At 66.6% G+C, this 22,323-nt stretch carries 22 protein-coding genes; 7 read left to right on the forward strand and 15 right to left on the reverse strand.

Annotation, left to right across the window (positions count from 1 at the left end; all coding sequences use genetic code 11):
• Positions 1-106: 106 nt before the first annotated feature.
• Positions 107-1,399, forward strand: a complete 1,293-nt coding sequence (gene fliI, locus VGV58_RS17450; RefSeq protein ID WP_326876161.1) for a flagellar protein export ATPase FliI — start codon at positions 107-109, stop codon at positions 1,397-1,399.
• 6 nt (positions 1,400-1,405) lie between these two features.
• Here fliI and VGV58_RS17455 read toward each other — a convergent pair whose 3' ends face one another.
• Entirely contained in the window at positions 1,406-1,969 is a 564-nt protein-coding gene (locus tag VGV58_RS17455; RefSeq protein WP_326875300.1) for a TlpA disulfide reductase family protein, read from the reverse strand.
• Positions 1,970-2,114: 145 nt separating this feature from the next.
• Entirely contained in the window at positions 2,115-3,317 is a 1,203-nt protein-coding gene (locus tag VGV58_RS17460; RefSeq protein WP_326875301.1) for an MFS transporter, read from the reverse strand.
• Between the two features lie 234 nt (positions 3,318-3,551).
• On the opposite strand from VGV58_RS17460, the gene fliJ reads away from it, so the two are divergent.
• Positions 3,552-3,956: a flagellar export protein FliJ gene (fliJ, locus tag VGV58_RS17465; RefSeq protein WP_091839090.1), complete on the forward strand. Its 405-nt coding sequence runs from the start codon at positions 3,552-3,554 to the stop codon at positions 3,954-3,956.
• A gap of 7 nt (positions 3,957-3,963) precedes the next feature.
• Here fliJ and VGV58_RS17470 read toward each other — a convergent pair whose 3' ends face one another.
• The 4 genes from VGV58_RS17470 to VGV58_RS17485 form a co-directional block, all read right to left on the reverse strand.
• Positions 3,964-4,614: a GNAT family N-acetyltransferase gene (locus VGV58_RS17470; RefSeq protein WP_326875302.1), complete on the reverse strand. Its 651-nt coding sequence runs from the start codon at positions 4,612-4,614 to the stop codon at positions 3,964-3,966.
• A gap of 22 nt (positions 4,615-4,636) precedes the next feature.
• Positions 4,637-5,377, reverse strand: a complete 741-nt coding sequence (locus VGV58_RS17475) for a TetR/AcrR family transcriptional regulator (protein ID WP_326875303.1) — start codon at positions 5,375-5,377, stop codon at positions 4,637-4,639.
• Positions 5,378-5,598: 221 nt separating this feature from the next.
• On the reverse strand, positions 5,599-5,814 hold the full coding sequence (locus VGV58_RS17480; RefSeq protein ID WP_326875304.1) for a hypothetical protein: 216 nt from the start codon (positions 5,812-5,814) through the stop codon (positions 5,599-5,601).
• A 58-nt stretch (positions 5,815-5,872) separates the two neighbouring features.
• Positions 5,873-6,667, reverse strand: coding sequence for an NAD(P)H-dependent oxidoreductase (locus VGV58_RS17485; RefSeq protein WP_326875306.1), 795 nt, complete (start codon positions 6,665-6,667; stop codon positions 5,873-5,875).
• A 92-nt stretch (positions 6,668-6,759) separates the two neighbouring features.
• Here VGV58_RS17485 and VGV58_RS17490 point away from each other — a divergent pair, with 92 nt between their 5' ends.
• The gene (locus VGV58_RS17490) at positions 6,760-7,680 is read left to right on the forward strand and encodes a LysR family transcriptional regulator (RefSeq protein ID WP_326875308.1); all 921 of its coding nucleotides are present in this window, start codon (positions 6,760-6,762) and stop codon (positions 7,678-7,680) included.
• Between the two features lie 7 nt (positions 7,681-7,687).
• On the opposite strand, the gene gpmI is transcribed toward VGV58_RS17490, so the two are convergent.
• A complete protein-coding gene (gpmI, locus tag VGV58_RS17495) occupies positions 7,688-9,202 on the reverse strand; it encodes a 2,3-bisphosphoglycerate-independent phosphoglycerate mutase (protein WP_326875310.1) in 1,515 nt (504 codons plus the stop codon).
• Positions 9,203-9,411: 209 nt separating this feature from the next.
• Between gpmI and VGV58_RS17500 the strand changes: the two genes are divergently transcribed.
• Positions 9,412-10,155, forward strand: coding sequence for a haloacid dehalogenase type II (locus VGV58_RS17500; RefSeq protein WP_326875311.1), 744 nt, complete (start codon positions 9,412-9,414; stop codon positions 10,153-10,155).
• A gap of 24 nt (positions 10,156-10,179) precedes the next feature.
• The gene (locus VGV58_RS17505; protein WP_326875312.1) at positions 10,180-10,866 is read left to right on the forward strand and encodes a glutathione S-transferase family protein; all 687 of its coding nucleotides are present in this window, start codon (positions 10,180-10,182) and stop codon (positions 10,864-10,866) included.
• A gap of 50 nt (positions 10,867-10,916) precedes the next feature.
• Here the strand turns inward: VGV58_RS17505 and VGV58_RS17510 are convergent, their stop codons facing one another.
• Positions 10,917-11,684, reverse strand: coding sequence for a glucose 1-dehydrogenase (locus VGV58_RS17510; RefSeq protein ID WP_326875313.1), 768 nt, complete (start codon positions 11,682-11,684; stop codon positions 10,917-10,919).
• Between the two features lie 134 nt (positions 11,685-11,818).
• Here VGV58_RS17510 and VGV58_RS17515 point away from each other — a divergent pair, with 134 nt between their 5' ends.
• Positions 11,819-12,853, forward strand: coding sequence for an L-idonate 5-dehydrogenase (locus VGV58_RS17515; RefSeq protein ID WP_326875314.1), 1,035 nt, complete (start codon positions 11,819-11,821; stop codon positions 12,851-12,853).
• A gap of 57 nt (positions 12,854-12,910) precedes the next feature.
• Here VGV58_RS17515 and VGV58_RS17520 read toward each other — a convergent pair whose 3' ends face one another.
• Together VGV58_RS17520 and VGV58_RS17525 are read right to left on the reverse strand one after the other, a co-directional pair.
• Complete coding sequence (locus VGV58_RS17520; RefSeq protein WP_326875315.1) at positions 12,911-14,692, reverse strand: sensor domain-containing diguanylate cyclase; 1,782 nt, start codon at positions 14,690-14,692, stop codon at positions 12,911-12,913.
• A gap of 87 nt (positions 14,693-14,779) precedes the next feature.
• Positions 14,780-16,453: a formate--tetrahydrofolate ligase gene (locus VGV58_RS17525; RefSeq protein WP_326875316.1), complete on the reverse strand. Its 1,674-nt coding sequence runs from the start codon at positions 16,451-16,453 to the stop codon at positions 14,780-14,782.
• Positions 16,454-16,687: 234 nt separating this feature from the next.
• On the opposite strand from VGV58_RS17525, the gene VGV58_RS17530 reads away from it, so the two are divergent.
• On the forward strand, positions 16,688-17,284 hold the full coding sequence (locus VGV58_RS17530) for a dioxygenase family protein (RefSeq protein ID WP_326875317.1): 597 nt from the start codon (positions 16,688-16,690) through the stop codon (positions 17,282-17,284).
• A gap of 3 nt (positions 17,285-17,287) precedes the next feature.
• Here VGV58_RS17530 and VGV58_RS17535 read toward each other — a convergent pair whose 3' ends face one another.
• The 5 genes from VGV58_RS17535 to VGV58_RS17555 form a co-directional block, all read right to left on the reverse strand.
• The gene (locus tag VGV58_RS17535) at positions 17,288-19,273 is read right to left on the reverse strand and encodes a hypothetical protein (RefSeq protein WP_326875318.1); all 1,986 of its coding nucleotides are present in this window, start codon (positions 19,271-19,273) and stop codon (positions 17,288-17,290) included.
• 101 nt (positions 19,274-19,374) lie between these two features.
• Positions 19,375-19,788 (reverse strand): low affinity iron permease family protein, encoded by a 414-nt coding sequence (locus VGV58_RS17540; RefSeq protein WP_326875319.1) that lies wholly within the window; start codon positions 19,786-19,788, stop codon positions 19,375-19,377.
• A gap of 75 nt (positions 19,789-19,863) precedes the next feature.
• On the reverse strand, positions 19,864-20,976 hold the full coding sequence (locus tag VGV58_RS17545; RefSeq protein WP_091839044.1) for an S-(hydroxymethyl)glutathione dehydrogenase/class III alcohol dehydrogenase: 1,113 nt from the start codon (positions 20,974-20,976) through the stop codon (positions 19,864-19,866).
• Between the two features lie 32 nt (positions 20,977-21,008).
• Positions 21,009-21,308 carry a metal/formaldehyde-sensitive transcriptional repressor gene (locus tag VGV58_RS17550; RefSeq protein ID WP_326875320.1) on the reverse strand — a complete coding sequence of 100 codons (300 nt, stop codon included), beginning with the start codon at positions 21,306-21,308 and terminating at the stop codon, positions 21,009-21,011.
• 121 nt (positions 21,309-21,429) lie between these two features.
• Positions 21,430-22,311, reverse strand: coding sequence for an outer membrane protein (locus VGV58_RS17555; RefSeq protein WP_326875321.1), 882 nt, complete (start codon positions 22,309-22,311; stop codon positions 21,430-21,432).
• Positions 22,312-22,323: the final 12 nt, after the last annotated feature.

Consider the following 22,323-nt stretch of genomic DNA (forward strand, 5'->3'; position numbering starts at 1 on the left):
ACGGCTTCGAAACGCAGTGTTAATCACTCCGCTTAATGGAAGGTAAACGACAGGGATCATGAGCGGCGCACGACCAGGCCAGGATCGGTTATCCACACTCGCGACGATGATCGGCGAGCTCGATGCGACGTCCGTCTATGGCCGCGTCACCGCCGTGCGCGGCCTGCTCGTCGAGGTATCCGGCCCGATCGCGGCGATGAGCCTCGGCGGCCGTGTCGGCATCGAGATCGCGCCCGGCGTCCGCGTCCCCTGCGAGGTCATCGGCTTTTCCGGCGAGAAGGCACTGGTCATGCCTTATGGTGGGCTCGACGGCGTCCGCCGCGGCTGCCCTGCCTATGTCGACCGCGCCGTCGCCGGCCTGCGCCCGACCATGGCCTGGCTCGGCCGCGTCGTCGATGCGCTCGGCCGGCCGGTCGATGGCGGGCCGCCGCTGCCGCAGGGCGAACACACCATCCCCTTCCGCAACGACCCACCGCCGGCCCATGCCCGCAGGCGCGTCGGCCCGCCGCTCGATCTCGGCGTGCGTGCCCTCAACACCTTCCTGACCTGCTGCCTCGGCCAGCGCATGGGCATCTTCGCCGGCTCGGGCGTCGGCAAGTCGGTGCTTTTGTCGATGCTGGCGCGTTATGCGCGTGCCGACGTCAACATCATCGGTCTCGTCGGCGAGCGCGGCCGCGAGGTCCAGGAGTTCCTGCAGGACGATCTCGGCCCGGATGGTCTTGCCCGCTCGATCGTCGTCGTCGCGACCTCCGACGAGCCGGCGCTGATGCGCAAGCAGGCGGCGCTGACGACGCTGACCCTTGCCGAGTTCTTCCGCGACCAGGGCCTGCAGGTGATGTGCCTGATGGATTCGGTCACGCGCTTCGCCATGGCGATGCGCGAGATCGGCCTCGCCGCCGGCGAACCGCCTACGACCAAAGGCTATACCCCGACCGTCTTCGCCGAACTGCCCCGGCTGCTCGAACGGGCCGGCCCCGGCACCGGCGACGGCGCGATCACCGGCCTCTTCACCGTGCTGGTCGATGGCGGCGACCATGACGAGCCCGTCGCCGACGCGGTGCGCGGCATCCTCGACGGCCACATCGTCATGGAGCGTTCCATCGCCGAGCGCGGCCGCTACCCGGCGGTCAACATCCTGAAATCGGTGTCGCGCACCATGCCGCGCTCCTGTGACCCACTTTATTATCCCGTCGTCCAGAAGGCGCGCGCCACGCTCGCGACCTATGCCGACATGGAGGAACTGATTCGGCTCGGCGCCTATCGCCAGGGCGCATCGGCCGAGGTCGACGAGGCGATCCGGCTCAATCCCGAGCTCGAGGCCTTCCTGAAACAGGCCAAGGACGAAGCGACCCCGCTGGGCGACGGCTATGCCCGGCTCGCCCGAATCATGGGGATGTGAGCGGCGCTACAGCCGCCCGACATGGTCGAGCAGCGCCAGCGCCGCAGGCGAAGCCCAATCCGCCTCGCCGAGCATGTAGCCGCGCACGCCGCCGCGCCGATCCGTGACATAGATCACCGGCAATCCTTCGGCTGTCGACAGTGGTTGCCCTGCCCCCGATGCCGCGATGACCTTGCCGCCGCGATCGTAGAAGACAGGCAGGCGCTTGATGCCGAGGCGCTTGAGATACGCTCCGACATGGGCCAACTCGCGCTCGTCGGTGCTGATCGAGACGATCTCGACGTCGCGCGCCTTGAGTTCGGCAAGCTGCCGCTCGAAGCGCGGCAAGGTGATTCGGCAGACCGGGCACCAGGTCGCCCAGAGATAGATCAGGTTGACCTTGCCCGGGACCAGCCGGGCAATGGCAGGCTTTCCGTCGAGGCCCTGCAAGGCAAGCGGCGCCATCGGCTCGACCGGATCGAGCTCGATGAACTGGTAGCGCGCCGTCCGGAACTGCGGCAGCCGCGCCTGCGCCAAACCCGGCGCTGCGAGCAATCCGAGCGAGACCTGCAAGGCAAGGCGGCGAGTCATCGGATAGGGCGGCATCAGGTTCTGGCACTCGCTCTCACTGGAAAGGCAGCGTGATAGGTCGGGGCCTGCGCAGCGCCTAGGCACGATCGCGTCAGTGATGCAGCTGAGATTGGACGCAGCCGAGCTTGTCCTTTCGGAGGTGCGTTCACCTGCGCAGCCGCCGCACCAATACGATCATCGAGAACAGGGCGATGCACTGGATCGCAGCCGAGACCATCAACGTGCCCGAGGCCCCGAGCCGCTCGATCATCAGCGCGAACAGCAGCGGCGCGGCGGCGAAGGTCAGGTTCTGCGGCACGGTCAGGCGGCCGAGCATCTCACCGAAGCCTTTGCGGCCGAACAGGGAAAGCGGCAGGGTCGCGCGCGCCACGGCGATCACGCCCATCGCGGCATTGAACAGCATGACGAAGACGATCGCGACCGTGCTCGACCCCGGCGCCAGTGACAGCAGCAGGCAGGCGACGGGTCCGAACACGAGCCCCGCCAGCGCCACCTTCTCGACCGGAAGGCGCTCGCCCGCCACTGCGTCGACCGCCCGGGCCACCATCGTGGCCGGGCCGCTCAGCGAAGCGATCATCACCGCGGTCGCGCCTGATATCCCCGCGCCCTGCATCAACCCGATGATGTGCAGCGGCAGCCCCCAGGAGACCAGCCCACTCGCCGAGAAGCTCAGCGCCAGCAGCCAGAAGATCCCCACCCGCTGACCGGGCGGTACCCGGCCCTGCTCCTCGGCCGGCGCGACGGATGGCCCGGGGTCGGCCAATGGCTTGGCGCGATAGGCCGGGATCGCCAGATGGATCGGTAGCACGACCATGAGCTGGATCGCGGCGAACACGAAAAGGCAGGCGCGCCAGCCGTATTCAGCGCTGAGCCAGGCGGCCAGCGGCCAGAACACGCTGGACGCGAGGCCGGTCACCAGCATCATCAGTCCGATGACACGGCGGGTACGCTCGCCCATCAATTGCGCCACCGTGACATTGCCGGTGTTGGCAAGCTGCATCGCATGGCCGACGCCGATCACGAGCCAGGTCGCAAAATAGCTGATCGGCCCTTGCGCCAGTGCCAGCAATGCCAGCCCTAGCGCCGAGATCAGCGCGCCCAGCGCCATGGCCTGGCGCGTGCCACGACGATCGAGATGGCGCCCGAGCAGGGGCGAGATCAGCGCTCCGATCACCAGCAGGATGGTGATGCCGCCAAAGACAATTGTTGGGCTGAGGCCGATATCGCGTTCGAGATAGGCCGCCAGAACCGAGGGCGAATAATAGATCGAGCCCCAGCCGATGATCCGCGTCAGCGCGAGTCCGGCCAGCAGCAGACTGTATTCGGGGAGGCGGCGCGAGGCGGGCAAGGACGTGTCCGGCGCGTTGTCTCACGCGCCCCTTGTTTTGATTCGCATGAGACTAGCGCGAGCCATGCTCGGCCGGCAGAGCGCGGCACGCACCCTTCTCATGCATCGAAAGCGAGCGATCCTGGTAAGGAACGGTCAACCTCCTTGGGCCATTGTACTTTTCGTCTCGCGGGTGTTGGGCGGCGAGCCGAGGGGTCGGCTCATCGCCATGCGTAATCAGGAGTTCGGCACGACATGAAGTCGCGAGAGACCCTTTTGCGTCTCAAACGCTTCCAGGTGGACGAGAAGCGCCGCCGGGTAAGCCAGATTGAGATGATGATCGCGGAATTCAACCGTATGGCTGGCGATCTCGATCGCGAGATCCAGAATGAAGAGACCCGTGCCGGCATTTCCGACCCGGCCCATTTCGCCTATCCGACCTATGCCAAGGCAGCGCTCGGCCGTCGCGACAATCTGCGTCAGTCCGCCGACAACCTGCAAGGTCAGCTCGACGAGGCCAAGGGCGAACTGCAGGAAGCCTTTGAGGACATGAAGAAGGTCGAGATTCTCGACGATCGCGAGCGCGCCTCCGAGCGTGCCGCCGAGGCCGCCCGCGACCAGGCGATGATGGATTCGATCGGCCTGCGCACGCGGGCCTGACACGAACCTATTCGATCACCGGACAATGCGGGACGGCGCTGCGCGGCATCGCCCCGCCAAGGCGCGGATCGTCGACGACCTCGACCCCGCGCCTGAACGCCGAAAAGCCTGAGCGCTGATAGAATTCGACTGCGCCCTGATGGTCGAGCGTGCAGGTATGCACCCAGAAGCGGCTGATCGGCCTGGCCCAGGCGCGCTCCAGCGCCCGGTTCATCAGCCAGCGCCCGGCTCCCTTGCCGACGACGCTCTCGTCGAGGCCGAAGAAGGCCAGCTCGCCCTCGCCTTCCACCCGGAAATCGAGCTCGAGCAGGCCGACATCGCGCCCGCCGAAGCGGACCGCGAAGAACTCGACCAGCGGATCGGCCAATATCCCCTGCAGCTCGGCCACCGGCTTCACCAGCCGGCTGAACCACATCCAGCGCTCGCCGAGCAGGCGATAGACGGCCAGATAGCGCGCCACGTCATCGCGCCCGATTGCCTCGAGCGAGAAGCCCTCGACACCCGGAGGGTCGGCCCGCCGCACCGGCGCGGACACCATCTCGAGCGAGGTCACGATCGCGGCGATCTTGCCGGCGGGCAGATCGGTGGTGCCGTTCAGGCTGATGGCGAAGGTCTCGGACATGGTCTCGGGCGCGGCTTCCTGCATCGGCAGCCGCATCAGCGCGGCTGCACGCTCTCTGCTATCGCTTGGCTCCGATTCCGTCGAGCAGGGTCGTTATGGCCAGCGCCGCGACCTGTTCGCTGCTGGCGCCGCTGGCGCGCATCCACTCCGGCACGCGGTTCAGCCCGCCGAGGAAATACGGCACCAGCAATTGCAGATCCTGCCCATTCGAGGCCTCTCCGCTGGCGACACCGCCCGCGAACAGATCGTGCCAGAGCTGGGCGTATTTCTCGCGCATCTTGCGGCTGCGCCGCTTGATGATCGGCGGCAGGTGCTCGTAGACATGCATGTACTTCTGGTCCTTGCCGACCAGGCTCGAAACATGCAGCCCGACCGCCGCGGACAACCGGTCTGCGAACGGAGCCTCCTTCGGCAAGCCGCGCATCGTCTCCGCCAGGCGGGCATAGAGCGTCTCGATACCCTGGTTGAGGATTTCCTCGACGATCTCGTCCTTCGACCTGAAATGGTAATAGAGGCTGCCCGCCTTCATATCGACCAGCGCTGCCACCGCCCGCATCGTACAGGCGTCATAGCCCTCGCGGACGATGATCTCCGCCGCCGCGTCAAGGATCTCGTCCCGTATCGTCCTTTGCTTCGTCGTCGCCGAGCCGGCCGCCACCGGCTTTCCCGCATTGCGCGCTTTCATCCTGGATCCGCCCGTCCCCAGCGTTCGCGACGACCCGCCCCCTTTCGGGTCGACCATGCGTCCATCCGGAAGCGCATGATTACCGTCACTACTTTCCCTTGCGCTGAGGATCAAGGCGACAACCTTTCCGTTCAAGCTGAAATTCCATAGTCATCGCGTAAATTTTAAACCGAACGATAGTTTGATTTATCTTGTCGCAAGGACTTCCAGACGGTTTTTCAGCGCCGAAATCATCGCTGCGCGATCGCGCTCAGCGGAACGACCTGAGCATGATGGATTGACCGCGCGGGACGACACCGGCCTCGCAGGAGCGACATGACCGTGGCCCCGATGGGTCAGTGCTTGCCGGAGACGTCCTCGCGCTGATGCTTGCCGGCCGCCAAGCCATCGGGGTCGTCCGGCTCGTAAGGGGCATGCGGCCCGGTCGGATGGACGGAGCGGGGATTGGGGCCCGCCCGCCGCTGCTCATGCGCGCCGGACTGGCCGGGGCGCGGCGCAGTCACGAAAGCGGCGGGGGTATCGGTCAGGCGTTTCTCGTGCTTGTTCGGCATGAGGCGATCCTCTCGGGAGGAGAACTGCCTCATGCCCCATGAGTTCCGACGTAAGCGGCTAACCCGCCATGCCTGCGTCGACATGCAGCGCAAAGCCGCGCGCCTCCGGCGCGCCCAGCTCGGGCCGCAGGGTCATCGCCGGGATCAGGTAGTCACCGAAATTCTGGCGGCGGTAGCGGATCGGCACAGTCGTCGCCAAGGTTCGCATGCGCTCGCGCAGCTGTTCCGCCGCCCACTCGAAATCCGCCTCCTTGAACCGGTCGACCCGGTAGACGACGTGCGGCGGCAGCACCTCGTAGCCGGGATAGTAGAGAATGCCGTGGTTGATCGGAAACAGCAGGTCCTCGATCGGCCCGTTGATACCGCGCGGCGAGTAGTGCTCTTCCCAGCCGCCGGCAGTGACGAGCAGCATGGCGCGCTTGCCCGCCAGCGTGCCCTCGCCGAAGCGATTACCCCAGCGCTTCTCGCTATGCTCGCCGACGCCATAGGCGAAACCATAGGCGAAGACCCGGTCGACCCAGCCCTTGAGGATCGCCGGCATCGTGTACCACCACAGCGGGAACTGCAGGATCAGCGTGTCGGCCCAGAGCAGCTTCTCGATCTCGGCCTTGACGTCGGCGGTCAGCGTGCCCTGCGCGAAAGCCTGCTTCGAGGCGGCGCCGGCGGCGAAACGTTCTCCCTCGGGCCAGCTCGGGAAATCGGCGCGGCCGACCTCGGACTTCCAGCCCTCGGCATAGAGGTCGCTGACGCGGACCTCATGGCCCTGGGCTTCCAGTTCGGCAACGGCGACGTCGCGCAGCGCGCCGTTGAGCGAGCGGCGTTCGGGATGGGCGAAAACAAGCAGGACCTTCATGGCGGAGCCTTTCCGAGAGGATGAGGCTTTCCAGCTAGGCGCTACTCCGCTTCCGCGCTACAACGGCGCAATGGATATGATTATGCCATTTCATGGATAAATCAGATATCACCCTGGAGCGCATGCGCAGCTTCGTCCGCGTCGCCGAGCGCGGCAGCCTGTCGGCGGTGGCGCGCGAGCTCGGCCTCGGTCAATCCACGGTGACGCGGCAGCTCAACGAGCTGGAGGAGGCGCTCGGCATCGCCCTGCTCAGCCGCACGACCCGCCGCGTGACGCTGACCGATGAAGGCAGCCGCTATTATCAGCATTGCCTCGCCATCCTGTGCCTGGTCGAGCAGGCGAGCGACGAGGCCCGCAGCGCCGGTGGCGCCCCTGCCGGCACGGTGCGTCTCTCCTGCACCGCCTCTTTCGGCATCCTGCATGTCACGCGGCTGCTCTTCGCCTTCCAGGATCGGCACCCTGGGATCGACATCGATCTCAGCCTCAGCGACGAGCGCATCGACCTCGTCCGCGAGGGCATCGACATCGCCATCCGCCTCGGCCCTCTCGCCGACAGCACGTTGAAGCTGCGGCCTCTCGGCCGATCGCAGCGATTATTCGTCGCTGCACCGCATTATCTGGCCCGGCACGGCACCCCGACCTCGCCGGACGACCTCGCCCGGCATCAGGGCATCCGCATGACCAACGTCGCCGGCAGCGCCCTGCTCGCTTTCGCGGGCAAAGCCGGGGAGCGGTACAGCGTACCCTTCGACGGACGGCTGCGGGTCAATCACGGCCTGGCCGTGCGCGAGGCCCTCCTCGCCGGCCGCGGCATCGCCCCCACCCATCGCTGGCTGGTCAACGATCTGCTCGCCTCCGGCCAGTTGGAGCCGATCCTGAGCGGCTACACCCTGCCGAGCGTGCAGCTCAGCATGTTGATCGTCCCTGAGCGGGCGGCCGTCGCGCGCGTACGCCTGCTGATCGATTTCCTGGCGGCCGAGATCGCAACGCTCCCCGGTATGACGCCTGCTTGAGCAGGGCTTAGCGCAGCAGCGACTGGCCGGTCATCTCGGCCGGCTGCTCCAGGCCGAGCAGCGCGAGCAGGGTCGGCGAGACATCGGCGAGACGCCCCTCGGCCAGCTCTTTGGCCTGCCCGCCGATCAGCATCACCGGCACCGGGAACGTCGTGTGCGCGGTGTGCGGGTTGCCGGTGACGGGATCGACCATCAGCTCGGCATTGCCGTGGTCGGCGGTGACCAGCAGCGCCCCGCCCTTGGCGAGGATGGCCTGCGCGATCTGGCCGAGGCTCGCATCGATCGTCTCGACCGCCTTGATCGCCGCCGAGAGCACGCCGGTATGGCCGACCATGTCGGGATTGGCGAAGTTGAGCACGAAGAGGTCGTACTGCCCGCTCTCCACCGCGGCGACGACCTTGCCGGTCAATTCGGGCGCCGACATCTCCGGCTGCAGATCATAGGTCGCGACCTTCGGCGAGGGCGTCATGCTGCGCTCCTCGCCCTCGAACGGCTCCTCGCGCCCGCCATTGAAGAAATAGGTGACGTGCGGATACTTCTCGGTCTCGGCGAAGCGGATCTGCTTCAAGCCTGCCTTCGACACCGTTTCGCCCAGCCCGTTGGCGAGGCTCTGCGGCGCAAACAGCGCCGGCATGATCGGGTCGAGCTCGGAGCTGTAGGAGGTCATCCCGACCGCGCCGACGAGCTTGGGCATGCGCGGGCGCGGGAAGCCGCTGAACGCGGCGAACAGCAGCGGCGCCAGGATCTCGCGGATGCGGTCGGCGCGGAAATTGAAGCTGAGCAGGCCGTCGCCATCGGCCATGCCGCTATAGCCGCCGATCACCGCCGGCTTGATGAACTCGTCGTTGATAGCGGCGGCGTAGGCCGCCTCGATCGCCGAGCCGGCAGTCGGCATCCGCTCGCCCTCGCCGAGCGCCAGGGCCTTCCAGGCGAGCTCGACGCGCTCCCAGCGATTGTCGCGATCCATCGCGTAATAGCGGCCGCAGACCGTCGCGACCTTGACCTGCGCCGGCAGCGCGGCTTCGAGCGCCGCGACATATTCGGCTGCCGAGCGTGGCGGCGTATCGCGGCCATCGGTGAAGACATGAACCACCGCCGGCACGCCGGCGGCGACGACGAGCTTGGCCAGCGCCACCGCATGGTCCTGATGGGCGTGGACGCCACCAGGCGAGACGAGGCCGAGGATGTGGCAGGTGCCGCCGCTGGCCTTGAGCCGGCCAATCAGCCCGCTAGCGTCGAGCGCCTGCTTCAGCGTGCCGTCGGCAACCGCCTGGTTGATGCGCGGCAGGTCCTGCATCACGACACGGCCGGCACCCAGATTGAGGTGGCCGACCTCGGAATTCCCCATCTGGCCCTCAGGCAGGCCGACATCGAGGCCGGAGGTGCGCAGGAAGGCATGTGGCGAGGAGGCCCAGAACCGGTCGAAATTCGGTGTCTTCGCCAACAGGACGGCGTTGTTTTCCCTGTCGTCGCGCCAGCCCCAGCCATCGAGGATCATCAGCATGACGGGGCGGCTGGACATGCGCGTATCCTATGCATCTGCGAACAAGTGCTTGTGCGGATATCACGCTCCGCGCGGCCAAGGCGAGCGCTATCATCCCAATCCGAGTCATCCCGACCAAGCCGCAAAGCGGCACAGAGCCGGGATCCATTCCGGAACAGTTCAGGCATGGATCCCGGGTCTCCCTCCGGTCGCCCGGGATGACAATGCGGGTGATGGAAGGAGTTGCCATGCCGATCAAGGCCGTCGTCTTCGATGCCTATGGAACCCTGTTCGACGTCCAGTCGGTCGCCGGCGTCACCGAGGACGCCTTCCCCGGCCATGGCGAGACCATCACCCAGATCTGGCGCCTGAAGCAGCTCGAATACACCTGGCTGCGAGCCTTGATGGGCCGCTACGAGGACTTCTGGAGCGTGACGCAGGCCTCGCTCGACTTCACGCTGAAGACGCTCGGTCTCGAAGCCATTCCCGATCTCCTCGCTCGCATCGCGGCGGCCTATGATGCGCTGGCGCTCTATCCGGAAGCGCTGACGGCGCTGCAGGGCCTTGCTCCGACCCGCCTCGCCATCTTCTCCAATGGCAGCCCGGCCATGCTGACCAATCTCACAGGACAGGCCGGGATCGACGGACTGCTGGAAACCGTGATCAGCGTCGACGAGATCAGGACCTACAAGCCCGATCCGCGCGGTTATCGCCTGGTCGAGGACCGGCTCGGGCTGTCGAAAGACGAGATCCTGTTCGTCTCCTCCAACGGCTTCGACATCGCCGGCGCCAAAGCCTATGGCATGACGGTGGCGCGCATCGAGCGTGTAACCTTAAAGGCCCTGCGCGACGAACTCTCAGGCGCAGCGCTGATCGGGCCCAAAAGCCTGTTCAAGGCGCTGCGCATGCAGGAGGAGCAACTCGGTGCGGGTGCTGATCTCACCATCTCGGCCTTGACCGAACTCGTCCCCTACGTCGCCGCGCGCCGCTGAGCCTTTGCCTCCAGGAGACCATCCATGATCCGCTTCTACTACCACCCCTCGCCCAACCCGGCGAAGATCGCGCTCTTCCTGGAGGAAGCCGGCCTGCCTTATGAGCTCGTGCCGGTCGACACCCGCAAGGGCGACCAGTTCAAGCCGGACTTCCTCGCCATCAACCCGAACGGCAAGACCCCGGCCTTGACCGATGGCGATGTCCGGATTTTCGACAGCAACGCCATCCTGCTCTACCTCGCCGAGAAGACCGGCCAGTTCCTGCCGCCGGACACGCCCGAAATGCGCGGCCAGATGCTGTCCTGGCTGATGTTCGTCGCCACCGGCATCGGCCCCTATACCGGCCAGACCGTGCATTTCTCGCGCTTCGCGCCGGAGAAGGTGCCCTATGCGATCAACCGCTATGCCCGCGAGGCCGAGCGGCATTGGGGCCTGCTCGACGACCAGCTCGGCAGGCATCGCTACATGCTCGGCGACGATTATACGCTGATCGACATGGCGGTCTGGGGCTGGGCGACGCGGGCGCAGTTCGCCCTCGGCGACGAGGCCTTCGGCAAGCTCACGAACGTCAGGCGCCATCTCGACGAAATCTCGGCCCGCCCGGCGGCGCAGCGCGCCGTCGCGCTCAAGGATCAGTTCGCCTGGAAGACCGAGGTCGATGACGAAGCGCGGAAGATCCTGTTCCCGTCGAATGCGTTTTTGAAGGCTTAGGCCGATCGACCCTCATGCTCCGGTCAAGCCCGAGCATGAGGGTCGTTGCTTCACACCACCGCGGTCAGGCCGCCATCGACCATCAGCAGATGGCCGCTGACATAATCGGAGGCTTCCGAGGACAGGAAGATCGCCGCGCCCGCCAGCTCCTTGGTCTCACCCCAGCGACCGACCGGAGCGCGGCTCTTGACCCAGTTCGAGAAGGTCTCGTCGGCGAGCAGCGCCTGGTTCAATTCGGTGACGAAATAGCCCGGGCCGATCGCATTGACCTGGATGTTGTGCTTGCCGAGTTCGGCCGCGAGACCCTGCGTCATCAGGGCGACCGCGCCCTTCGACGCCGTGTAGGGCACGATGCTCGGCCGGCCGAGCTTGCTCATCACCGAGCCGATACTGACGATCTTGCCGCGGTTGCGCGGCGCCATGCGCTTGGCGACCGCCTGGGTGACATAGAACACCGAGTGCAGGTTCGTCGCGATCAGGAAGTGCCAGTCCTCGGCCGGGAACTCGACGAAGGCGCCGCGCCTCTGTGTGCCGGCATTATTGATCAGGATGTCTATCGGCCCGACATCCGCTTCGATCTTCGCCACGCCCGCCTCGACCGCCTTCTGGTCGGTGACATCGAAAGCGGCGACGGAGGCCTTGTGGCCAGCCGCCGCAATGGCGCTGCGCGCCTTCTCCAGCTTGGCCGCATCGCGCCCGTTCAGCACGACATGGGCGCCCGCGGCGGCGAGGCCTTCGGCGATGGCGAGGCCGATGCCCTGGCCGGAACCGGTGACCAGCGCGATGCGCCCGTCGAGCTTGAACAGATTGAGCGACATCCTATCCTCCCGAGACTTGCCCTGACCTTACCGCTTGTTAGCGTCTCAAGGGTTGGGTAAGCGCTTTAAAACGATTAGACAACCAGCCAGACGTGTCGCAGCCGCATGGCTGCCGCCCCTTCAGGAGTTCCGCCATGCGCGCCGTCGTGATCCATGCCGAGAAGGATTTGCGCGTCGAGGACGCCGCCGTACCGGAACTCGGCCCGCTCGGCGTCAAGGTCAAGATCAAGGCCGGCGGCATCTGCGGCTCCGATCTGCACTATTATCTCCATGGCGGCTTCGGCACGATCCGGGTGCGCGAGCCGCTGATCCTCGGCCACGAGATCGCCGGCGTCGTCGAGGCTGTCGGCTCCGAGGTCAGCCGGGTCAAGCCGGGCGATCTGGTCGCGGTCAATCCGAGCCGGGCCTGCGGCCGCTGCCGCTATTGCCAGGCCGGCCAGCAGCAGCACTGCCTCGACATGCTGTTCTATGGCAGCGCCATGCGCTTCCCCCATGTCCAGGGCGGCTTCCGCGAGATCCTGGTGATCGAGGAGCGCCAGGCGGTGAAGCTGCCGGCCCATGTCGGCGCAGCGCAGGCCGCCTTCGCCGAACCGCTCGCCGTCTGCCTGCACGCGGTCAAGCGCGCCGGCGCGCTGCTCGGCAAGCGCGTCCTCGTCACCGGCTCCGGCCCGATCGGCGTGCTGACCGTAGTCGCGGCCCGCGCCGCCGGCGCTTCCGAGATCGTGGTCACTGACGTCGTCGACGGCCCGCTGCCGACCGCCCTCAAGATGGGCGCCACGACCGCGATCAACGTCATGGCGCAGCCGGAGCGGCTGAAGGCCGATTATGGCGCCGAGAAGGGCGCCTTCGACGTGATGTTCGAATGCTCGGGCAACCAGCATGCGCTGACCGGCGCCTTCGATGCGCTGCGCCCCGGCGCGGTGATAGTCCAGATCGGCGTCGGCGGCAATTTCACCATTCCGATGAACGTCGTCGTCGCCAAGGAATTCGACCTGCGCGGCTCGTTCCGCTTCCACGAGGAGTTCGACTGGGCGGTCGAATTGATCGCGTCCGGCCGCATCGACCTCTCGCCGCTGCTGACCGCCTCGATCCCGATCGAGCGCGCGGTCGAGGCCTTCGACCTTGCCGCCGACAAGTCGAAAGCGATGAAGGTGCAGCTGGCGTTCTGAGGAAAGCCGTCATGCTCGGGCTTGCCCCGAGCATCTCAGTCCGGATGAAACTCCGGCCTACCCCACCCGCCGCAACGCCGCATCGGATTGCAGAGCGTCGATCACGACGCCGTCGCGCCCGCTGTGCTTGACACGGTAGAGCCCCGCATCGGCACGGGCGGCGGCGTCGGTCAGACTGTCCTCCGGCAGCGCCATGGCCGCTCCCAGGCTCGCGGTCATCGGCACTGCGCGGCCGTCACTCAGCGTCACCGGCGCCTCGCGCAGCAGCGCCGCGATCTTGTTCGCAACCAGCGCCAGCAACTGCGCCGTGCAATCGCTGATCAGCAGGATGAATTCGTCGCCGCCCCAGCGCGCGCAGGCATCGTAGCTGCGCAGGGCAGGAAGCATCCGGCGCGCGCAGGCGACCAGCACCTCGTCGCCGGCCCGGTGGCCATAGTCGTCATTGACCAGCTTGAAACGGTCGAGATCGACGATGATCAGGCCGCAGGCCGTGCCGCTGCGCTGCGCCCGGTTCTGCTCGCGCGCGAAGGCTTCCTCGAAGCCGCGGCGATTGAGCACCGAAGTCAGCGGATCGTGCTGCGCCAGCTCTTCGAGCTTCTGCGTGCGCTCGCGCACCATCGCCTCGAGCCGGCCGGTATTGTCGCCGACGGCCTGGGCCATCTCGTTGAAGGCGCGCGACAGCCGGGCGATCTCGTCATTGCCGTCCTCCTTCGCAACCGCGGTGAAATCGCCAGCGCGGACCCGGGTGACGCCCTGCTCGACCCATGCCAGCCGGTCGAGCACCTTGCGCTTGAACAGGACAGTCAGCAGCCCGGCCACGGCGATGAGGATCGCGACCATCAGCCCGGCGATCGGCGCGAACAGCTTGCGGTCGATGATGGCGTCGACATCCATCACCGTGACGTTGAACCAACCGAGCCGGTCTAGGAAGCCGACGCCCACCAGCACCTCATGCCCGTCCATCTGCATGAAGCGCGAGAGCACCAGCGCCTCGCCCTTGGCGACGCGCTGCATCATCCCGGCGAGCGCCTTGCGGTCGCCCTCCTCGTCGAGCAGGTTGAAGATGGTCCGCTTGGCCGAGGCCTCCTTGGTCAGGCTGTGGAAGTCGACGACGCGCGGGTCGCGATGCGCCTGCACCGCGCCCTGCAGGTCGACGAACATGCTCTGCACGCCGGTCTGCGGGAACTCGACGACCTCCTTGATGAACTGGGTCAGGTCGACGCCGGTGCCGATCAGGCCCAGCACCTTGCCGTCCTTCTGGATGATGCAGTTGATCCAGACCTTGGTGACCGACAGCACCTCGTCACGATTGACGTTGAGATGGCAGCCTTTGCCGAGCGCACGAGTCTTGAAGTACCAGATGTCCTGGGGGGCGTCCGGCGAGACCGTATAGCGCAGCCGGTTGTGCTCGTAAGCGTTGTCCTTGTCGTTGAAATAGTAGTGGCCGCTCTTGTCGACCACGGCGAAATAGCTGCGGTCGGTGAAGGAAAGCCGATAGTGCTCGAGCTCGGCGAGGCCGCGCCTGGCCTTCTCCGGATCGGTCTCGTCCTGCGCCCATTCGACGATCACCGGCGCGCGCGCCACCGTCTCGGCCAGCGACACCTCGCGCATCAGCGCTTCCAGCCCGCGATAGCGGTCGAACAGGATCTGCTTCTCGGCGAAGAGCGTGCCGAGCTTCACCACCGTGCCGTTGACCATCCAGAGGAAGATGCCTGATGCCGGCAGCGCGATCGCGACAAGCGTCGCCAGCACGAGCACGAGCACGCGCGCCTTCAGGCCCGAATTGGTCCAGGCGGTCCGCAAACCCATCTCGTCGGCATCTCCCGCGCTCTCCGACATCTTCGGAATCGCGCGGGCGCATGGTGGCCGGGATATGGTTTACGTTTCGTTGACGAATAGGGTGGGCGCCGTGCCCGGCCGTAAGGGCTAGAACAGCCCCTCGATCTGGCCGTGCGCGTCGATATAGATGCGTTCCGCCGCCGGCTGCCGCGGCAGGCCCGGCATGGTCATGATGTCCCCGCAGATCGCGACGACGAAGCCGGCGCCGGCCGAGAGCCGAAGCTCGCGCACCGGCACGGTGTGGCCCGACGGCGCGCCGCGCAAAGTCGGGTCGGCCGAGAAGGAATATTGCGTCTTGGCGACGCAGACCGGCAGGTTGCCATAGCCGGCCGCCTCGAGCTCGGCGAAACGAGCGGTCACCTTGGCGTCGGCCGAGATGCCGGCCGCGCCATAGATTTCGCGCGCGACCGTCTCGAGCTTCTGGCGCAGCGGCATCGCGTCCGGATAGAGCGGCGCGAAATCGGCTTCGCCGCTCTGCGTCAGCGCCGCAACCTTGGTCGCGAGCTCTTCGGTGCCGGCCCCGCCTTCCGCCCAATGCTGGCAGATCACCGCCTCGACGCCGAGATGGTTGCGGCAGAAATTCTGGATCAGCGCGTGCTCGGCAGGCGTATCGCTGGTGAAATGGTTGATCGCGACGATCGCCGGCACGCCGAACTTCCTGACGTTCTCGACATGGCGGGCGAGGTTGGAGAGGCCCGCCTCCAGCGCCTTGAGGTTCTCGGTGCCGAGCATGTCGCGAGCAACGCCGCCATGCATCTTCAGCGCACGGACGGTCGCAACCACCACCGCGACATCGGGTTTCAGCCCCGCCTTACGGCATTTGATGTCGAAGAACTTCTCGGCCCCGAGATCGGCGCCGAAGCCGGCCTCGGTCACGACATAGTCGGCGAGCTTCAGCGCGGCGCGCGTCGCGATCACCGAATTGCAGCCATGGGCGATGTTGGCGAAGGGCCCGCCATGGACGAAGGCAGGCGTGCCTTCCAGCGTCTGCACCAGGTTCGGCATCAGCGCATCGCGCAGCAGCACGGTCATTGCGCCCTGAGCGTTGAGCTCGGCCGCCGTGACCGGGCGCTTGCTGCGGGTGCGGCCGATGACGATGCGGCCGAGCCGCTCCTCCAGATCGGCGAGGTCCTTCGCCAGGCAGAAGATCGCCATCACCTCGGAGGCGACAGTGATGTCGAAGCCGTCCTCGCGCGGGAAGCCGTTCATCGCGCCGCCGAGCGAGGAGACGATCGAGCGCAGCGCCCGGTCGTTCATGTCGACCACGCGCCGCCAGGCGATATGACGTTCGTCGAGGTCGAGCCCGTTACCCCAGTAGATGTGGTTGTCGAGCATTGCCGCCAGCAGGTTGTGGGCGCTGGTGATGGCGTGGAAATCGCCGGTGAAGTGCAGGTTGATCTGCTCCATCGGCACGACCTGAGCATAACCGCCGCCGGCCGCCCCGCCCTTCTGGCCGAAGCAGGGGCCGAGCGAGGGCTCGCGCAACGCGATCATGGTGCGCTTGCCCAAGCGCGTCAGCCCGTCGCCGAGACCGACCGTCGTCGTGGTCTTGCCCTCGCCGGCCGGCGTCGGGCTGATCGCGGTAACGAGGATGAGCTTGCCGTCCGGCTTTTCGGCGAAATCCGGGATCGCGCCGGTGTCGACCTTGGCGATGTACTTGCCATAAGGCTGCAGCGCCGCATCGGGGATGCCGGCCACCTCTGCGATCGCGCCGATGGGCCGCAGGGTCGCCGCGCGGGCGATCTCGATATCGGTCGACATGCCGTTCCCTCATCGTCTCGTCGGATGGAACGCCTGTGCCGGCCAATTCCTCGCAGGGCGGACTATTGCCAAAAAGCGCCCGCAATCGCCAGCGCTCGGGCACATGGACGCAATGTGCCCACAGAAGACTTCACGCCTTCCCCGCCATCACAGTTCGGCGAGGCACTGCCTCTGCCCGAAATCGGACATCGGTCGCATGGAAAGAGGGTGATGCCGCAGGCGTGAGGAGAAGCCATGACAGATATTCCAAGTCGCCGCGACCTGCTCGCGCGCCTCTCGGCCGCGGGCTTCGCAAGCCTCGCCCTCCCGGCCGACGCACTCGCGCAGGGCGCCGAATTGCCGGCGACACCGGCCTGCGAGGGGCATGCCGCTGCGACTCCGCGCCAGACCGAAGGCCCCTATTTCACGCCCTCCTCGCCACAGCGAGCCGATCTACGGGACGACGGCAATGGCACGCTGCTGGTGCTGAGCGGTTTCGTGCTGACCCGGCAATGCCGGCCGGTTCCCGGCGCCCTGCTCGACTTCTGGCATGCCGATACCTCCGGGCAATACGACAATCGCGGCTTCCGCTTCCGCGGCCATCTCTTCGCCGACCAGCAGGGGCGCTACCAGCTCGTCACCCGCGCGCCCGGGCTCTACACCGGCCGCACCCGCCATCTCCATGTGAAGGTGCGAGCGGGCGGCCAGAGCCCGGTGCTCACCACCCAGCTTTATTTTCCGGACGAGCCCGGCAATCGCCGCGACGGCCTGTTCGACCAGAAGCTGTTGATGACTCTCCGCCCCGCAGAAGGCGGCCAGCTCGGCCGTTTCGATTTCGTGCTGGCAGCCTGAACACTATAGCCGCGCCTGCGGATCGGGGTGGCCGTCGATCCGCATCTGGAACAGGAAATAGGTCGGCGAGCAGAAGCCGTAATCCTTCACGGTCGAGGTCGCGCCGGGCACATCATCCGGGATCGCCTGGCACATGTAGTCCTCGCGGCAGAAGCTGGTGGCGCTGCAGGTGCCGCGATTGCCGCGGGTCACCGCCTTCGACAGGCAGTCGTCGAAACGATTGGTCGCGACGCAATCGTCGAAGGCCTTGCCGCCGGCGAGCCCGCAGATCTCGTCCGGCACCTTACCGTTCGCGAAGCCGGCGAAGGTCCGATCGGCCGGCGTGCACTGGCGATAGGCCATCCCGGCGGGAACCCCGATCTTGGCGGGCCGGCAGTTGAAGGCGGTCTGCGAAAAGCCGGTGGCGAAGGCACCGAACTGCCCGGTCTTGCGATAGCGGTCGAGATAGGGCTTGCCGACAGCGGTGGTGATCGCGCCGGTCAGGCAGGGCTGGCCGGAGAAGTTGCGGGCCTCGTCGAGCCTGATGCATTGGCCGAGCTCGATCCCAACCGCCTTGCTCTCGACCAGAGGCTTGCAGGCCGCACCGGCAGCACAGCCCCAGCTCTCGCCGAAAGCCTTCGCGCTCTCGCCTGTGAGGCAAGGCATGGTCAGCGCCGCCGGCCGATAGGTGAAGGGCTGCTCCACCTGCCAGCTTGCCGGCGGCGCGAAGGAAGGCGGGCGATAGCGCTCCGGCTCGGCGCCATGGGCAACCGCTGTGGCATAGGCCGCGCGGCGAAAACCCTCGGCATAGAAATGCGGGGAAATCCCGGTCTTGATCCGGTTCAGCGCCGAGGTCGAGCCGTCGTCGAGCCCGAACATGTGGAAGCCGGCGGTGGCGCCGGCCTGATGGCAGCCCATGCAGGAGCCGTTGTCGAGCCGCTCCAGCAGCGCCTTCTCGCTGCGCACCAGCCGGGTCGCGCGAAAATCGAGCCCGGCCAGCGCGCTCGCCGGCAAGGCCTCGGTGAAGGGATGATTGGCCAGCCGGGCGCTGCCGAAGGTCGAATAGGAGATCGCCTTGGTCGCCAGGAAGCGCTCGGGCAATTGGTAGACGCCCCGGTCGATCGACGGGAGATTGGTCCTGACATAGTCGATCAGGCCCTGCCGGAGCGCCGCATCGCTCTTCAGCTTCGCCACATCAGGCGTGTTCTCCAGTGGCTTGGGTTTCAGCGTGAGGCCGCCCTCGCTCCGGCCAGCCGCGAAGATGCGCTGCAGATAGGCAGCCTGCCCGCCGAACTCGGTTTCCATCCCGGACGGGAAGCGCACGATCTGGGCGTTGAGCTCGATCTGCTTGAGGCTGATCCGCTCCTTCGAAAGCGGCCCGCTGGCGAGTTGCCGCGCAAAGGCGGCCGGGTCGCCGCCGGGCGCGATCGACCAGGCCTGCGCCGCCTCGCGGCAGGAGCCGCCCTCGCCCGCCTTGACGCTGAACACCGCATTGAGTGTGAACGGCAGGCGTGAGGCCAGCCGGCGCTTCAGCTTCGCATCGTCGAAGGCATAGGCCAGCCGGTAGATCAGGCGGACCTCGCCGCAACCGCGCTCGCCGAGCAGCGTCGCGAAATCCTGTCGGTCGAGCCGGTTGACCACCGCGGTCAGCTGGAAGCGCGCGATCGGCGAGCGCAGCCAGCGCAGGTCGATCACACGGCCGACATTCCCGTCGGTGACCTCGTAGAGCTTGCGGCCATTGGCCAGCATCTCGGCGCGCAACGCCGTGACGTCTTCGCCCACCTGGCTGGCGATGGTGCGAAAGGCAGGATTGTCGCGGGCGAGATCGGCCGTGCTTCCAGCCCGGCCACCGCCGAGCACATCGGGCAGCCCGTAGCCGGTTGCTTCAAGGCGTCGCAGCGTGGCGACATCCTGGACATCGAGCAGCGGCTCGGTTGCTCTGGCGGACGCGCTCGCGGCGATACAGGCCAGCACCGCCAGACCAAGCCTGCGCCGACCCGCCCCCCGCATGACGTCCGTCTCCGGCCAATTCGCGCCACCTTGCGCAAGGGAAGGATAGCGTCACGCCTGCCAACGTCCAGCTGGAACCGATCGCGCTGACTGCCGACCGGTCAAGCCGAGCTGCGCTTCTCGCGCAATTCCCGCGCCTTGCGCGCCAGCTCCTCGAACTCAGCCCGCATCTCCTCGAGCTTGTCCTCGTCGAGCTCTTCGAGATCGAGCAGTTCCTCGCGCGCCCCTTCGAGCTTGTTGATCAGCTCGTCGAGCTTGATCTGCATCGCCGCCGTATCGCGGTTCTGGCTGTTCTGGATGATGAACACCATCAGGAAGGTGACGATCGTCGTCGAGGTGTTGATCACCAGTTGCCAGGTGTCGTTGAAGCCGAAGAACGGCCCTGACACCGCCCAGACGACGATGATGGCGAGCGCGACGAAGAAGGTCTGCGGCTTGCCGGCCCAATGCGCCGTCGCCTGCGACAGGCGGGTGAAGAGGGAGCGGGTGCTGCCCGCCGCAATGCTGGTTGCCATGGCTGCCCTCCGGTTAGGCCTGCATCGATCAACACCGATCGCGCGCAGGCGTTCCCGGAGGGCGATGGCTCGGAGTCAGTAGACGACCACCGAACGGATCGACTTGCCCTCATGCATCAGGTCGAAGCCGTGATTGATCTCGTCCAGGCTCAGCTTGTGGGTGATCAGGTCGTCGATGTTGATCTTCCCCTCCATGTACCAGTCGACGATCTTCGGCACGTCGGTGCGCCCGCGCGCCCCACCGAACGCCGTGCCCTTCCAGACGCGGCCGGTGACGAGCTGGAACGGCCGGGTCGCGATCTCCTTGCCGGCCTCGGCGACGCCGATGATGATCGACTCGCCCCAGCCGCGATGGCAGCACTCCAGCGCCTGGCGCATCACATTGGTGTTGCCGGTGGCGTCGAAGGAGAAATCGGCGCCGCCGCCGGTCAGGTCGACGATCGCCTGCACCACCTTGTCGTTGCCGATCTCGGCCGGATTGATGAAGTCGGTCATGCCGAATTTCTCGGCCATGGCACGCTTGGCAGGATTGATGTCGACGCCGATGATCTTGTCGGCGCCGACCATGCGGGCGCCCTGGATCACGTTGAGGCCGATGCCCCCCAAGCCGAAGACGACGACATTGGCGCCAGGCCAGACCTTGGCCGTGTAGATCACCGCGCCGATGCCGGTGGTCACACCGCAGCCGATATAGCAGATCTTGTCGAAGGGCGCGTCCTCGCGGACCTTGGCGAGCGCGATCTCCGGCAGAACGGTGAAGTTCGCGAAGGTCGAGCAGCCCATATAGTGGAACACCTCGCCGCCATCGCAGGAGAAGCGCGAGGTGCCGTCCGGCATCAGCCCCTGCCCCTGCGTGGCACGGATCGAGGTGCACAGATTGGTCCGGCGCGACAGGCAGGACTTACAGCTGCGGCATTCCGGCGTGTAGAGCGGAATGACGTGGTCGCCGGGCTTCAGCGTAGTGACGCCCGCGCCGACCTCGCGCACGATGCCCGCGCCCTCATGGCCGAGGATCGCCGGGAACTTGCCCTCGGAATCCAGGCCCGACAGCGTATAGGCGTCGGTGTGGCAGATGCCGGTCGCCATCACCTCCACCAGCACCTCGCCGGCCTTCGGCCCGCCGATCTCGATGGTCTCGATCGTCAGTGGCTTGCCGGCCTCCCAGGCCACGGCTGCACGTGTCTTCATTTCAGCATCCTCCTTCAGAGCGTTGCCCGCGCCTATTTCAGATAGGTTCGCAGCATCCGTATGATTTCGTCGAGCTCGGCTTCGGGCTCGAAACCGGCCTGTTCGTCGCCGCGATGTCCATGTCCGAGTGCAAGACCGAAGGTCTCGCGCAGATGGCTCTCCAGAACCTCGGCCATCAGCCCGTTGGCAGCCCCGCGCAAAGCGGCGATCTGTTGCAGCAGCGCGCTGCAATCCACGCCCGCCTCGACCGCGCGCTCCAGCGCCTCCGCCTGCCCCTTGATGCGGCGCAGGCGCGCGACGGCACGCTTCTTGTCATCCGGGCTATGCGGCATGGCGCTTCATGCCATAGGGCTAGGATACTCCATGGGAGTATGTCAACCGACAGCCCTGCTCCAAAACGAAAGCCGCGCGAGCGAGGCTCGCGCGGCTGTTTTCTTTGACTGTCGGACTTGGTCAGTACTTGCGGACGACCGGAGCCGGCGCGTAGGCGACCGGGCGCTCGACCGGGCCGCAGCAATCGGGCTCGCCGAAGTTCCAGCGCATGCCGATCTTGATGTCGTGGCTATCGATGTCCTTGATCTTGAGCGGCCCCTGCACCTGCCCGCCATAGGCGTTGACGAGGCGGCCCGACTGGGCATCGCCGAGGTTGAGGTAGCGATAGCCGACTTCGAGGGTCAGGTTCTTGTTCACCTCGTAGCCGACACCGGCCATCAGCGCCCAGGCGACACCGCTCTTGGTGCCGGCATTGGCGGTGCCGAGCGTGCTGTAGCCAGGGCCCCAGCCGCCTGGGTTCAAGGTGCTCATGACGCCCTGGTCGGTGACGCCGTGGATGCGGTTGCTCGCATAGCCGATACCAGCGCCGATATAGGGCGTCAGGCAGTTCCAGGTGCCGAGGTCGACATAGGCGTTGAACAGGGCCACCATCGAGCTGAGGTTGCCCTTGTAGGTGTTGTGCAGGACGGTTCCGCCGCCGAGATCGACCTGGTCGGTCGCACCGAAGCTGCCGCCGCCGCGATACTCGAAGGTACCGTCGACGCGGAACCAGTTGTTGAAGCGGTAGCCGATACCGAGGCCAGCGAAGAACGTGGTCGAGCGATCTTCCTTGGCAGGCCACGTTCCGTTCGCCTGGCGAACATCTTCCTGCTCGTACTTGCCGTAATTGGTGATGCCGACGCCGATATCGCCGCGCAGGTAGATGCCCGACGAAATCGTGCCGCGCAGTTCGGGCGGCGGCGGAGGAACAGGCTGGGCCATCGGAAAGTCTGCGGCACTGGCGATGGCGGATGCGCTCACGGCCATGGCGCCTGCAAGCGCAAGGGTCTTCAGGCTGCGCATGGCAGGCCCCTT

The organism is Allobosea sp., assembly GCF_035944895.1.
In the GTDB taxonomy this organism is placed as follows: domain Bacteria; phylum Pseudomonadota; class Alphaproteobacteria; order Rhizobiales; family Beijerinckiaceae; genus Allobosea.